Origin of the sequence: Pseudomonas sp. MPFS (genome assembly GCF_022537035.1) — a bacterium.
Classification (GTDB): Bacteria; Pseudomonadota; Gammaproteobacteria; order Pseudomonadales; family Pseudomonadaceae; genus Aquipseudomonas; species Aquipseudomonas sessilinigenes.
This window is the reverse complement of the sequence record NZ_CP066123.1, coordinates 1,812,609-1,826,512: the sequence shown is the minus strand read 5'-3', so window position 1 is coordinate 1,826,512 and position 13,904 is coordinate 1,812,609. Positions and strand designations below refer to the sequence as shown.

16 protein-coding genes are annotated in these 13,904 nt (G+C 62.6%); all 16 read right to left on the bottom strand.

The annotated features are described in order from the left end of the window. Positions 1–3 precede the first annotated feature (3 nt). Entirely contained in the window at positions 4–786 is a 783-nt protein-coding gene (fliR, locus tag I9018_RS08470) for a flagellar biosynthetic protein FliR (RefSeq protein WP_068578541.1), read from the bottom strand. Positions 787–790: 4 nt separating this feature from the next. Continuing rightward, positions 791–1,060 carry a flagellar biosynthesis protein FliQ gene (gene fliQ / locus I9018_RS08465; protein WP_022643038.1) on the bottom strand — a complete coding sequence of 90 codons (270 nt, stop codon included), beginning with the start codon at positions 1,058–1,060 and terminating at the stop codon, positions 791–793. 24 nt (positions 1,061–1,084) lie between these two features. Beyond that, positions 1,085–1,834 (bottom strand): flagellar type III secretion system pore protein FliP, encoded by a 750-nt coding sequence (fliP, locus tag I9018_RS08460; RefSeq protein ID WP_241109199.1) that lies wholly within the window; start codon positions 1,832–1,834, stop codon positions 1,085–1,087. Beyond that, complete coding sequence (gene fliO, locus I9018_RS08455) at positions 1,834–2,277, bottom strand: flagellar biosynthetic protein FliO (protein WP_068578545.1); 444 nt, start codon at positions 2,275–2,277, stop codon at positions 1,834–1,836. Before fliO ends, fliP begins: the two co-directional genes overlap by 1 nt. Next, positions 2,278–2,739, bottom strand: a complete 462-nt coding sequence (fliN, locus tag I9018_RS08450; protein WP_068578547.1) for a flagellar motor switch protein FliN — start codon at positions 2,737–2,739, stop codon at positions 2,278–2,280. Between the two features lie 55 nt (positions 2,740–2,794). Further along, complete coding sequence (gene fliM, locus I9018_RS08445) at positions 2,795–3,763, bottom strand: flagellar motor switch protein FliM (RefSeq protein ID WP_068578549.1); 969 nt, start codon at positions 3,761–3,763, stop codon at positions 2,795–2,797. A 9-nt stretch (positions 3,764–3,772) separates the two neighbouring features. Then, the gene (gene fliL, locus I9018_RS08440; protein WP_068578551.1) at positions 3,773–4,273 is read right to left on the bottom strand and encodes a flagellar basal body-associated protein FliL; all 501 of its coding nucleotides are present in this window, start codon (positions 4,271–4,273) and stop codon (positions 3,773–3,775) included. A gap of 189 nt (positions 4,274–4,462) precedes the next feature. Beyond that, positions 4,463–5,857, bottom strand: a complete 1,395-nt coding sequence (locus I9018_RS08435; RefSeq protein ID WP_241109198.1) for a flagellar hook-length control protein FliK — start codon at positions 5,855–5,857, stop codon at positions 4,463–4,465. Positions 5,858–5,954: 97 nt separating this feature from the next. Next, positions 5,955–6,299, bottom strand: a complete 345-nt coding sequence (locus I9018_RS08430) for an Hpt domain-containing protein (RefSeq protein WP_083236063.1) — start codon at positions 6,297–6,299, stop codon at positions 5,955–5,957. A gap of 30 nt (positions 6,300–6,329) precedes the next feature. Next, positions 6,330–8,036, bottom strand: a complete 1,707-nt coding sequence (locus tag I9018_RS08425) for a fused response regulator/phosphatase (RefSeq protein ID WP_277398097.1) — start codon at positions 8,034–8,036, stop codon at positions 6,330–6,332. A gap of 5 nt (positions 8,037–8,041) precedes the next feature. Next, the gene (locus I9018_RS08420) at positions 8,042–8,347 is read right to left on the bottom strand and encodes an STAS domain-containing protein (RefSeq protein ID WP_022643029.1); all 306 of its coding nucleotides are present in this window, start codon (positions 8,345–8,347) and stop codon (positions 8,042–8,044) included. Positions 8,348–8,433: 86 nt separating this feature from the next. Further along, entirely contained in the window at positions 8,434–8,883 is a 450-nt protein-coding gene (gene fliJ, locus I9018_RS08415) for a flagellar export protein FliJ (RefSeq protein ID WP_068578557.1), read from the bottom strand. Positions 8,884–8,889: 6 nt separating this feature from the next. After that, the gene (gene fliI, locus I9018_RS08410) at positions 8,890–10,248 is read right to left on the bottom strand and encodes a flagellar protein export ATPase FliI (protein WP_068578559.1); all 1,359 of its coding nucleotides are present in this window, start codon (positions 10,246–10,248) and stop codon (positions 8,890–8,892) included. Beyond that, positions 10,238–11,086, bottom strand: a complete 849-nt coding sequence (gene fliH / locus I9018_RS08405) for a flagellar assembly protein FliH (protein WP_241109196.1) — start codon at positions 11,084–11,086, stop codon at positions 10,238–10,240. Before fliH ends, fliI begins: the two co-directional genes overlap by 11 nt. Before the next feature lie 9 nt (positions 11,087–11,095). Then, positions 11,096–12,115, bottom strand: a complete 1,020-nt coding sequence (fliG, locus tag I9018_RS08400; protein WP_011059975.1) for a flagellar motor switch protein FliG — start codon at positions 12,113–12,115, stop codon at positions 11,096–11,098. Then, on the bottom strand, positions 12,108–13,898 hold the full coding sequence (gene fliF / locus I9018_RS08395; protein ID WP_124346121.1) for a flagellar basal-body MS-ring/collar protein FliF: 1,791 nt from the start codon (positions 13,896–13,898) through the stop codon (positions 12,108–12,110). Before fliF ends, fliG begins: the two co-directional genes overlap by 8 nt. Positions 13,899–13,904: the final 6 nt, after the last annotated feature.

Below are 13,904 nucleotides of genomic sequence, written 5' to 3'. Positions count from 1 at the left end.
GGCTCAACGTGACCTCGCCAATTCGCGCAAGAACTGCAAGGCCTCGGCGGCCAGCGGTTGATACTGGTTGAGAATGTCGGCGAGGCTGATCCAGACGATACCCATCCCCAGCACCAGGGTCAGGGGGAAACCGATGGAGAAGATGTTCAACTGTGGCGCCGCCCGGGTCATCACGCCGAAGGCGATGTTCACCACCAGCAAGGCGGTGATCGCCGGCAACACCAACAGTAGCGCCGCCCCCAGCACCCAACCCAGCTTGCCGACCAGCTCCCAGTAATGATTGACCATCAGCCCGCCACCGACCGGCAGCGTGGTGAAACTTTCCACCAGCACCTCGAACACCACCAGGTGGCCGTTCATGGCCAGGAACAGCAAAGTCACCAGCATGGTGAAGAATTGCCCGATCACCGCCACCGAGACACCGTTGGTCGGGTCGACCATGGAAGCGAAGCCCATGCCCATCTGGATCGCGACGATCTGCCCGGCGATGACAAAGGCCTGGAAGAACAACTGCAAGGCAAACCCGAGCACGGCACCGATCAGTATCTGCTCAGCCACCAGCAGCAGGGCACTGGCGTCCAGCGCATGCACCTCGGGCATGGGCGGTAGCGCCGGAGTGATCACCACGGTGATCGCCAGGGCGAAGTACAAGCGCACCCGCCGCGGCACCAGGGTCGTGCCGAAGACCGGCATCACCATCAACAGCGAGGTGACCCGGAACAGCGGCAGCACAAAGCTCGCCACCCAGCTGCTGATCTGGGTATCGGTCAACGCCAGCAAGGACATGGGTTCAGCCGATCAACTGCGGAATACTGCCGTACAACTGACGGATGTATTCCATGAAGGTCTGCACCAGCCAGGGGCCGGCGACAATCAGGGTCACCAGCATCACCAGCAAGCGCGGCAGGAAGCTCAGGGTCTGCTCGTTGATCTGCGTGGCCGCCTGGAACATGGCCACGATCAGGCCCACCAGCAGACTGGGCACCACCAGCACGGCAACCATCATGGTGGTCAGCCACAGGGCTTCGCGAAACAGGTCTACCGCGACTTCTGGAGTCATTGTCGATCACCCGCAAACAAGGTTCTAAACACCGCCGAAACTGCCGGCCAGCGTGCCGATGATCAGCGCCCAGCCGTCCACCAGGACGAACAGCATGATCTTGAACGGCAGGGAAATGATCAGCGGCGACAGCATCATCATGCCCATGGCCATCAGCACACTGGCGACCACCAGGTCGATGATCAGGAACGGGATGAAGATCATGAAACCGATCTGGAACGCCGTCTTGAGTTCCGAGGTGACGAAGGCCGGCACCAGGATGGTCAACGGCGCCTGGTCAGGACTGGCAATGTCGGTACGCTTGGACAGGCGCACGAACAGCTCCAGATCACTGCTGCGGGTCTGCGCCAGCATGAAGTCCTTGATCGGCACCTCGGCCTTGGCCACCGCATCCTGGGCGGTGATCTTTTCCACCAGGTACGGCTGCAGCGCGTCCTGGTTCACCCGGTCGAACACCGGAGCCATGATGAACAGGGTGAGGAACAGCGCCATGCCGGTGAGGATCTGGTTCGACGGCGTCTGCTGCAACCCCAGGGCCTGGCGCAGGATCGAGAAGACAATGATGATCCGGGTAAAGCTGGTCATCAGCATGACGAACGCCGGGATGAAACTCAGCGCAGTCATGATCAGCAGGATCTGCAGGCTGACCGAGTACTCCTGCTGGCCGCTGGCATTGGTGCCCAGGGTGATGGCCGGGATCGACAACGGATCGGCCGCCAGCGCCAGCGGCGCCGCCAGCATCAGGGCCAACGTCAAGATGATGCGCAACGGCATTACTTCCTATCCTTCTGATCCTTGCCCAACAGCTCCATCAGGCGCTGGGCGAACTCAGGCGTGGCCTGTTCGGCGCTGGGCACCTGCACCGGCTCTTTGAGTACATGTAACGGGGTGATCGTGCCCGGGGTCAGGCCCAGCAGGATCTGCTCGTTGCCGACCTGCACCAGCACCAACCGGTCACGCGGGCCCAGGGCCCGGGAACCGATCAGCTCGATCACCTGCCCCTTGCCAGCAGGACCTGCCTGCTGCACTCGGCGCAACAGCCAGGCCAGGAGAAAGATCAGCCCGACCACCAGCAACAGGCCCAGCACCAACTGGGCCAGCTGCCCGCTAAGGCTGCCCACCGCCGGCACCGCGGCCGTGACCTGGGCAGTGGCCACAGGCTCTGCGGCCAGGGCACTCAAGGGCAAGCCGAGCAATACGCCAAGCAGCCTGTTCACTTAGCGCAGCTTCTTGATGCGTTCGCTTGGGCTGATCACGTCAGTCAGGCGGATACCGAACTTCTCGTTGACCACCACCACTTCGCCGTGGGCGATCAGGGTGCCGTTGACCAGCACATCCAGCGGCTCGCCCGCCAGGCGATCGAGCTCGATCACCGAACCCTGGTTGAGCTGCAACAGGTTACGGATGTTGATGTCGGTGCTGCCCACTTCCATGGAGATCGATACCGGGATGTCCAGGATCACGTCCAGGTTCGGCCCTTCCAGGCTCACCGGCTCATGGTTCTTGGGCACACTGCCGAACTCCTCCATTTGCAGGCGCCCGCCGCTGGCCGCGGCGCCGGCATCGGCCGCCAGCAAAGCGTCGATATCGGCCTGGCCGGCATCACCGGTTTCTTCCAGCGCAGCAGCCCACTCGTCGGCCAGCGCCTGATCGTCCTGGGAGTTAATTTCGTCAGCCATCTTGGGTCCTCGACGCGCAAAAATTCATTGAACAACAAACAGGTTGGAGCGCCGTTCAGCGGCGCTCGATCGGTTCGATCACTTGCAGCGCCAGGTTGCCCTTGTGGGAACCCAGCTTGACCTTGAACGACGGCACGCCGTTGGCCCGCATGATCATGTCTTCTGGTAGCTCCACCGGGATCACATCGCCAGGCTGCATGTGCAGGATGTCGCGCAGGCGCAGTTGCCGGCGGGCGACCGTGGCGCTCAGCGGCACCGCCACATCCAGTACGTCTTCACGCAGGGCTTTGCTCCAGCGCTCGTCCTGGTCGTCCAGGTCGGACTGGAAACCGGCGTCGAGCATTTCCCGGATCGGCTCGATCATCGAGTACGGCATGGTCACGTGCAGGTCGCCGCCACCACCATCGAGCTCGATATGGAAGGTCGACACCACCACCGCCTCGCTCGGGCCGACAATATTGGCCATCGCCGGGTTCACTTCGGAGTTTATGTACTCGAAATTGACCGGCATGATCGCCTGCCAGGCTTCCTTGAGGTCGACGAAGGCCTGCTCCAGCACCATGCGCACCACGCGCAGCTCGGTGGGAGTGAACTCACGCCCCTCGATCTTCGCGTGACGACCGTCACCGCCGAAGAAGTTGTCCACCAGCTTGAACACCAGCTTGGCGTCGAGGATGAACAGCGCGGTGCCGCGCAGCGGCTTGATCTTCACCAGGTTCAGGCTGGTGGGAACGTACAGCGAGTGCACGTACTCGCCGAACTTCATCACCTGCACACCACCGACCGCCACATCAGCGGAACGACGCAACATGTTGAACATGCTGATCCGGGTGTAGCGGGCGAAGCGCTCGTTGATCATCTCCAGAGTCGGCATGCGTCCGCGGACGATGCGATCCTGGCTGGTCAGGTCGTAGCTTTTGACACTACCGGGTTCGGCAGCGTGTTCGGTCTGTACCAGACCGTCGTCGACGCCATGCAACAGCGCGTCGATCTCATCCTGGGACAGCAGGTCCTGCACGGCCATGTCGTGTTCCTACTGCAATACGAAGTTAGTAAAGAGCAACTGCTCGACCACTACCTTGCCCACCTCTTTCTGGGCCACTTCCTGGACGCTGGCGGTGGCTTTCTGGCGGAGCATTTCCTGACCGACCGGAGTCGCCAGGGTGTCGAAATTCTGCGCGGAAAACAGCATCACCAGGTTGTTGCGGATCACTGGCATATGCACTTTCAGGGCATCCAGGTCCGCTTGATTGCGCGCCAGCATGGTGATGCTCACCTGCATGTAGCGCTGCCGGCCGTTCTGCGTGTAGTTGGCAACGAAAGCCGGGGCCATGGGCTCATAGATCGCTGCGGGCTTGACGTTGGTGGCGGTCTCCGCAGCCGGTGCCGGCTTGCTCTGAGCACTGTGCATGAAATACCAGGTGGCGCCGACCGACAGGCCGATGGCCAACAACAACGCCAGGACAATCAAGAGGATAAGCTTGAGTTTGCTTTTCCCTGCGGTGGGTTTTTCTGCTGCTTCGCTCTTCGCCATGCCAATAATCCGTCACTATTCGGGGGTTCACAGTCGCACGGCAAGGCAAGAGCAAGTGTTATGCCAGATTTGTCAGAAATGCAGATCTGAGACCGTCAGCAGGACGCTGAAAGAAATGGCGAGCCGGGACGCCGGGGCAATGTCCGCCGGGAGCCTCCTTGCCACAGGAAGCTCCCGCTGGTCATCCGATCAAGCGTAATAGTCCACGACACTCGTGCCGATCACGCTCTGCACCGGGGCAGAGACCTCAGCCAATGCAGGCTGCCCGTCATCGCCAGGCTCGCCATCCAGGCGCGAGCCACTGGCGCTGGAGCCGCTGGCGCGGTTCTGCCCTTGCTGCGCCTGCTCCTGGCCCTGCCAGCCACGGGACTGATCGGAAACATTGACGTCCACCTGCCCCAGGCCCTGCTGGCTGAACATATCGCGCATGCGATGCATCTGCCCTTCCAGGGCTTCACGCACACCCGCATGGGCACTCATGAACGTCACCTGGGTCTGCTGGTCGGGAATCATGTGCACGCGAATATCCAGGCGCCCAAGCTCGGCCGGTTGCAACTGGATATCCGCCGACTTGAGGTTGGCGCTGGACAGGTACATCACCCGGTTGACCACTTCATCGGTCCACCCGCTCTGGTGCATGGCCAATGGCTGGTTGACCGGCACCGCATTGGCTGTCTTGGGCGTTGCCGCCTGGGTCAGGGCCGCCAGGCGGTTGGCGAAGTCATCCACGCGAGTATCGCTGGACGCGCCCTTGAGATCCTTCAAGCCTTCGGTAATCAGACCGCTGAAGGCCTTCTCGCCCCCCTGCTCGGTACCGCCCTTGCCAGCCTGCTCGAGCAGGCCGGCCATGCCATTGGCGATATTCGGCGCCGATGCCAACTGAGCATCGGCGTTAGCGGTGCTAGAGGCATTCTTGGGTTGCGATTGACTGGACGCCGAGACATGGCCGCTTTGCTCCATGGCCAAACGCACGGCAGGCAAGGCATCCAGAGGGTCGGCCTCGGGATCGAACGCCTCCTTGGCAGGTTCGGCGGCCGGCGCCGGCACTACCGCTGCCGCAACCTGCGCTGGCACCAGGACAGGAGCCGCTTCGACCTGAGGCTGCGGCACGGGAGCCGGGGCAGGCTCTGCCACTGCCACCGGCGCTACAGGCTGGCCTTGCAGCAGGCTTGGATCCACCGTGGGCTCGCTGGACGGCGCCTCGGCCTGTGCTGTATCGACTGGCTTGCGGTCATCGCTGGCAGCACCATCTTTGCCGGTGCTGGCCGGTTTTTCGGCAGGCAAGGCCTTGCCGCTATCGGCAACCGCTGGCTGCGATGCGGCAGCCTGATCATTGCCAGCGTCCCTTTTCGGGGTGTTGTCGGGGCTCTTGTCACGCACCGGTGACGGGCTGTTGTCAGCGACAGCCTGAGGCTTGCTCTGCACTTTGGCTTGAGATTGGCTGGCGTAGAGCTGCGCGAAGCTGGAAGCCTTGTCCCCAGGCTCGGCAACGCTTGCCAGAGGGCCGACAGCAGCCGCTTGCACCTTGGATTGAGGGCTGGCCTGGGCGGTGGCCTGAAGAAGCGAATTGGGGGTAACAGCCATGGAACAGTCTCCGCTGCACTGAAATCATAGGTACAGTACGAGACTTCTTTGCAAAGGACGGGCCAACTCCTGCAAAGCACTGGCCGAGGATCGCCATTCAGCAATGAAAACGCTGCAGCTCCTGCTCACACAAGCGCCGGACAATAGCGAACTCGCCATCAATCTCCCCCACCAACTGGCGCACCCCCTCATCAGCCGCCTGCGCGGCTCGCAGCTCCAATTGATGGCAGAGCTCGGCCAGGCGTGTAGCGCCCATGTTGCTACTGCTGCCCTTGAGGCTATGGGCAGCGGCGACCAGCTGGATGCTGTCCCGGGACTTATGCAGCACGCGTACACGCTCGGCCGAATCGCAGACAAAAGTATCCAGCAGGACGGGATATTCGTCCTCCATGACCTCCTGCAACGCGTTGAGTACCGTGTGATCCAGATGAATCTCAGCCACTTGTTCGCTCCTTGATCAAGAACCAGGAAATTATGCCAGAGCCTCCCAGGAAAACTCCACGCGGACACTGCGACCATCGTCAGCCCATTGCGCCTCGCGGCTCATCTGACGAATCAGGCTGACACCGCGCCCCGACAAGCGCCCGGTATCGTTGGGCCGAGCCATGATCGCCGCCACGTCGAATCCTTCGCCACTGTCCTCGACCCGTATCACCAGGCGCCCTCCCGTCTCCAAGGGCTCGACCTGCAGATGCACGCGGACAAAACCCTCGCGCAACTCCTCCAGGCGGCTGGCCCGCTCACGATAGTAGCGAGTGAATCCCTGGGCATCGCGCTTGAGTTGCGAGTCCAGCTTGAGCACTCCATGCTCCAGCGCATTGGAGTACAACTCGGCCAACACGCTGTACAACGCCCCACTCTGGGAACGCAGGCCATGCACCTCCAATAGCAGCTGCAACAGATAAGGCAGCGGATTGAAGCGCTTGAGAGTGGCGGCACGAAACTCGAAGCTCACCGACCAATCCAGCGGGCAAGACAAGCCGCTGTCGGAGTAGACCAGGGCCGGGGGCACCAAGCGGGAGAACTCCGGCAGGCTGACCTCGACCATGCTCACATCGTCCCGGGCCTGGCCGCCAAAGTCTTCCAGTGCCTGCTGGATCTCCCCCAGCAGGCACTCCTCCTGGCGGTTGGCGGCAAACACTTGCTGCAGGCGCTGTGCACCGAACAACTCATCCTCGGCATTGCAGGTATCGATCACACCATCGGAGAGCAGGAACACCCGGTCCCCCGGGGCCATGGGAAAGACCTCGGTGCGGTCCTCGAACACCTCAACTCCCTGCACCCCAAGCGGCAGGTGCCGGGACACCAGGGGCGTTCGCGCGCCACTGGCATGGCTGTACAGATACCCTTCGGGCATGCCGCCGTTCCACACTTCCAGCGCCCGCCGCTGGGAACTCAGGCACAGCAGCGTGGCACAGCAGAACATGTCCACCGGCAGGATGCGCTTGAGCTTGGCATTCATCTCCCGCAGGGTTTCCGGCAACCCGTAGCCCTTGGCAGTCATTCCATAGAACACCTCGGCCAGGGGCATCGCCCCGACGGCAGCCGGCAGGCCATGGCCGGTGAAATCCCCCAGCAGCACATGCATGTCCCCCGCCGGGGTATACGCCGCCAGCAGCAGATCGCCGTTGAACAGTGCGTAGGGCGATTGCAGGTAACGGATGTTCGGTGCATTCAGGCAGCCGGAATGCGCCACCTTGTCGAACACCGCCTTGGCCACCCGCTGCTCGTTGAGCAGGTAGTCATGGTGGCGAGTGATCTGGTCACGCTGCTGCAATACGGTTTCCTGCAAGCGGCGCAAACGGTCCATGGCATTGATCTTGGCCGCCAGGATTACCGGGTTATAGGGCTTTGCCAGAAAATCGTCGCCTCCGGCCTCCAGGCAACGAGCCAGCGCCTCGCCCTCGCTCAGGGAGGTCAGGAAGATAATGGGTACCAGGGTCTCGCCCGCCAGCGCCTTGATCCGACGCGCCGCCTCGAATCCGTCCATGACCGGCATCATCGCGTCCATCAATACGATCTGCGGGCGCTGGCCCTGGAACAACTCCAGGGCCTCCAGGCCATTGCTCGCGGCCAGTACCCGATGGCCCTGGCGACGAACGATGCTCGACAGCAACAGACGGTCCGCCGCGCCATCCTCGGCAATCAATACGCACAGGGACTCGGTCATCGACCGCACGCCAGTCAACTGATATCGAAAAGCTTGTCGAAATTGGAGATGGCGAGGATCTTGCGGACATCCGAGTTGCTATTGATCACCCGGACGTCGGCATTGTCGCCACCGGCGTGATCACGCAGCAATAGCAACATGCCCAGGGCCGAGCTGTCGAGATAGGTGGCCTCCTTGAGATCCACCACGATGGATTCCGGCGTCTTGTTGAGTCGCTCGTAGGACTCGCGAAATTCCTGGTGACGCCCGAAGTCGAAACGCCCCTTGATCGAAATAGTGAGTTTCTGTCCATCCGGGGATATTTCTGTAACGACCGACATGAGACTGGTTCCTTGTCATTGGCGACGTCTAGAAGGTTTAGCACCCACTGGGCAGCCGAACAACCTGCCAGGAAAAAAACCGCCGCTCAATAAGGCGATTGGCGCGGCAGGCGCTGGGAAAGCTCATCCAGCAGTTTCTGCTCGCGCTTGTCTTCCAGCGCCCGCGCCTCGTCGATATAGCGCTGCACCAGCTTGCGCAACCCTTCCACCCGCGCGTAGGCCTGCTGCCAGGCCTCACGGGCGCGGTCGAGGTTGTTCTGGTGCCAGGCCAGGCTCTGGCGCTGCTGGGCTACAGCGGTGTCCAGCTGACTGAGGAAGTACTGGTAGTTGAGCAGCCAGTGGCCGGAAACCCCCAGCTTGCCGCGCTCGACCCATTGCTCCTGGTAGTCGTTGCGAAAACGCTCCAGGTCGCCCAGCTTGCTTTCGGCGACCCGCATCTGGCCATTGAAGTATTCCAGGCGCTGGACCGCGGTGCGCTCGGCTTTCTCCGCCATGTCCACCACCGGCGCCAGGCGCGCCGCACGGCTATCGGCCATGACCGGTTACCCGCTCGCGATCTGGGAGAACAACATTTCCAGATGGGTCTGGCTATGGCCCAGGCTGACGTTGTCGTTCAGTCCCTGGCGCAGATAGGCCACCATCGCCGGGTGCAGGGAGATCGCGGTATCGGTGTCGCGATCGCCACCGGCGACGTAGGCCCCGACGCTGATCAGATCGCGAGCCTGCTGGTAACGCGACCACAGCTGCTTGAAGTACTGGGCGCGCGCCATGTTCTCGGCACTGATCACCGCCGGCATGACCCGGCTGATGGAGGCCTCGATATCGATTGCCGGGTAGTGCCCCTCCTCCGCCAGGCGCCGGGACAGCACGATGTGTCCGTCGAGCACGCCCCGGGCCGAGTCGGCGATCGGATCCTGCTGGTCGTCGCCTTCGGAAAGCACGGTATAGAACGCCGTGATCGAACCACCACCGGCCTCGGCATTGCCCGCGCGCTCCACCAGCTTGGGCAGCTTGGCGAATACCGACGGCGGATAGCCCTTGGTCGCCGGGGGCTCACCGATCGCCAAGGCGATTTCCCGCTGGGCCTGGGCAAAACGAGTCAGCGAATCCATCAGCAACAGGACATTCTTGCCCTTGTCGCGAAAATACTCAGCGATCCGCGTGCAATACATCGCCGCGCGCAAACGCATCAGCGGTGCGTCGTCCGCCGGCGATGCCACCACCACCGAGCGCTTGAGCCCCTCTTCGCCGAGGATGTGCTCGATGAACTCCTTGACCTCGCGTCCCCGCTCACCGATCAGCCCGACCACGATGATGTCGGCCTCGGTGAAGCGGGTCATCATGCCCAGCAGCACACTCTTGCCCACGCCCGTACCGGCGAACAGGCCCAGGCGCTGGCCGCGACCCACTGTCAATAAACCGTTGATGCTGCGGATACCCACATCCAGCGGCTGGCTGATGGGGTCGCGATTGAGCGGGTTGATGGTCGGACCGTCCATCGGCACCCAGTCTTCGGCACGCATGCCACCCTTGCCGTCCAGGGCCCGACCGGCACCGTCCAGCACTCGCCCGAGCATGCTCATGCCCATGGGCAGGCGCCCGGTATCGCCCAGCGGTACCACGCGAGCGCCGGGAGCAATCCCGGCGACACTGCCCACCGGCATCAGGAACACCTTGCTCCCGGAGAAACCCATGACTTCGGCTTCGACCTGGACCGGGTGGTAACTGTCGTCGTTGATCACCAGGCAGCGGGTGCCCATGGCGGCTCGCAGGCCTTCAGCCTCCAGGGTCAGGCCGACCATGCGCAGCAGGCGTCCCTCGAGGACCGGCTGGCTCGGCAACTTGACGGCTTCGGCGTAGCTGCCCAGGCGCTTGCCGAAGCTGGTCCGATCAAGGCGCATGGACAAGGTCCGTGGGCTCAGGCTGCTCGGCATCCTGTTCAGCACCTGGATCGGCAGCGGGTGCCTGCGGCAAGTCCGGCGTACGCGGCCCAAGCTCCAGGCTCAAGTCCGCCGCCGCTGGATGCAGCGATTGTTCGTGCAATTGATCGAAGAGCTGGTCCATGGCCTGGGTAATCCGGGTCTCGACACTGGCATCGATACGACTGTGCTCGGTCTCGACCCGGCAGCCGCCCGGCAGCAGGGACTCGTCCTCGACGATGCGCCAGTCTTCTTCATGCCGGTCGCGCAGGCTCTTGACCTGTTCGAAGTCCTGCGGATTGACATACAGCCGCACATTGCCAACGCCCAGGGGCAGCAGCTTGAGGGCCTCGCGCATGACCTGTTCGATCTGGCTGGAGTCCATCGCCAGCTCACGCTGGATCACCTGGCGCGCCACATGCCTGACCAGGTCCACCAGGGTTTTCTCGATCTGGGTGTCTTGCTCGGCGATCGGCTCGAACAGATTGCCCATCAGCAATTCGAGCGCCTGCAACTTGGCATTCAAGGCGACGTCAGCTTCCTGGCGAACCTTGAGCGTGGTGCTGTGGAAGCCCTCGCGCTCACCGGTGGCAAAACCCTCGTTGTAGGCTTCCTGGCGAATGCTCTCGAGTTCCTCGAGGGTCAGTGGCTGGACTTCCTCCAGCGGCACCTCCTCGATTTCTTCCTCGATCTCCTCGGGCTCGGGTTCCGGCTCCGGCTCGGGTTCCGGGTCGAAGCTGGGCAGCGCCCAGACATCGAAACCCTCTACGTCCCGAGCACGGATCAGTCCGCTCTGGGCTTCATCACTGCTGGACGACATAAAGCGACCTTAGATCATTTCTTCGCCGCCCTTCCCACCGAGAACGATCTCTCCGGCTTCGGCCATACGGCGGGCAATGGTGAGGATTTCCTTCTGCGCAGTTTCCACGTCGCTGACGCGCACCGGACCCTTGGCTTCCAGGTCGTCGCGCAGCAACTCGGCGGCACGCTTGGACATGTTCTTGAAGATCTTTTCCTTGACGCCCTCGTCCGACCCCTTGAGGGCCAGCACCAGCACATCGGAAGACACCTCGCGCAACAGCGCCTGGATCCCGCGGTCGTCGACATCGGCCAGGTTGTTGAAGACGAACATCAAGTCCTCGATCTGGCCGGACAGGTCCTCGTCCACTTCGCGGATCGAGTCCATCAGCTGGCCTTCGATCGAGCTGTCGAGGAAGTTCATGATGTCGGCGGCGCGCTTGATACCGCCCAAGGTGGTACGCGAAGCGTTGGAGTTGCCGGAGAACTGCTTCTCGAGGATCTGGTTCAGCTCTTTCAGCGCCGCAGGTTGCACGGTATTGAGCGAAGAAACCCGCAGGATGATGTCCAGTCGCGCCTTGTGGTCGAAGTTGCCCAGCACCTCGCCAGCCTGGTCCGGATCCAGGTAGGCCACCACGATCGCCTGGATCTGCGGGTGCTCGTAGCGGATCACGTCGGCCACGGCCCGCGGCTCCATCCACTTCAGACTGTCCAGGCCACTGGTGTTGCCGCCCAGCAGGATGCGGTCGATCAAGCCGTTGGCCTTGTCCTCGCCCAGGGCCTGGGTGAGCATCTTGCGTACGTAATCGTCAGAGCCCACGCCGAGACTGGTCTGGTCGCCGACGATGTCGACGAACTCGCTCATCACCTGCTCGACCTGCTCACGGTGCACGTTACCCATCTGCGCCATGGCCACACCCACACGCTGGACCTCCTTGGGCCCCATGTGGCGCAACACTTGCGCGGCATCGGTGGACCCCAGGGACAGCAGCAAGATCGCAGCCTTGTCGACCCGGGTCAGTTTGGCGGTAGCGGCTCGGTTATCACTCATCTGCGTTAATCCACTCTTTCACGACCTGGGCCACTCGACCCGGGTCTTCTGCCACCAGACTCTTGATTGCATTCAACTGAGCGTCATAACCCTCGCTCGGGCTCGGCAGCAGGATGCTTTGCGGACCACCGAGGCTGACACGGTCGTTGGCCAACTCGCCATCCAGGCCGCCCATGCCGCCCAGCTCGACGTCGCTGCCCAGGCCAGCCAGTTGCTTGCCCTTGCCGCCGCCGGTGATGTTGTTGAGCACCGGACGCAGGACACCGAACACCAATACCAGGATGAACAGCACGCCCAGCACTTGCTTGACGATGTCCCAGAACCAGGGCTGCGAGTAGAACGGAATATCGGCGACCACTTCCCCACGATCGGCGGAGAACGGCACATTGATCACACTGACGCTGTCACCACGGCTGGCATCGAAACCGACCGCGTCCTGAACCAGGCGAGTGAAGCGCGCCAATTCGTCGGCGCTCCACGGCGCACGGGTAGTTTCGCCATTGGCCGGGTTGACCTTGACCTGGTCGTCCACCACCACGGCGACCGAAAGGCGATTCAAGCGGCCCTGCTGTTGCTTGGTGTGACTGATGGAACGGTCGAGTTCGAAGTTCTTGGTGGATTGTTGACGCTTGTCCGACGGATAAGGCGCGAGCATCGGCTGGCCAGTGGCCGGGTCCATGATCTGCTGGCCGTTGGCATCCAGCAACGGCTGCCCTGGCTGCACCATACCGGCAGAAGCGGTAGCGCCACCGGTGGTCTGCGGGGCCGAGGCCGGCGACGGCGGCTGGTTGCTCAGGGCACCGGGAACGCCTTGCGGGCCATTGCTGCTGGAACGCTGCTCGTTGACCGACTGCTCGCTGCGCAAGGCCGGCTGGTCGGGGTTGAACTGTTCAGAGGTGGATTCCACCGCACTGAAGTCGACATCGGCCGAGACTTCAGCCTTGTAGCGATCGTTACCCAGCACCGGCTGCAGGATGTTATGCACCCGCTGGGTCAGCATGCTTTCCATGCGGCGGCTGTAGTCGAACTGCTTGCCGGCCATGGTCAGCGCGGAGTTTTCCGCCTGGTCGGAAAGCAGGTTGCCCTTCTGGTCCACGACGGTGACCTGGGACTTGCTCAACTCGGGAACGCTGGTCGCCACCAAATTGACGATAGCCATGACCTGGCCAGGCTCCAGGGAGCGGCCAGAGTACAGCTCGACCAACACCGAAGCACTGGGCTTGCGTTCGTCGCGCACGAATACCGAGCTTTTCGGAATGGCCAGGTGCACCCGGGCACCCTTGACGTTGTTCAGGCTGGAAATAGTGCGGGCCAGTTCGCCTTCCAGACCACGGCGGTAGCGGGTGGCCTCCATGAACTGGCTGGTGCCCAGCCCTTGTTCTTTATCGAGGATCTCGAAGCCGACATTGCCATCGCCCGGCGCTACGCCGGCGGCGGCCAGTTTCAGGCGGGCACGAGGCAAGTCATCGGCCTTGACCAGCAGGGCTCCGGAGTTGGGCTCGACGGTGTAGGGAATATCGGCAGAGGCCAGGGTATCCATGACCTGCTTGGCATCCATCCCCGCCAGGCTGCCATACAGCGGCCGGTAATCGGGCTGCTGGGACCACAACACCACGGCAAAGCCGATCGCCACGCTGGCGGCCAGGCCCACCAACAGGCCGACCTGACGCAGCATGGTCATCTGGGACAGGTTTTCCAGGAACGACAAACCGAACAGCGGCGGTTTCCCGTCTACCGGCGGTGTGGCCTTGGCCGGTACGTTATCGGCGACTGCTTCTGCCATGACTCA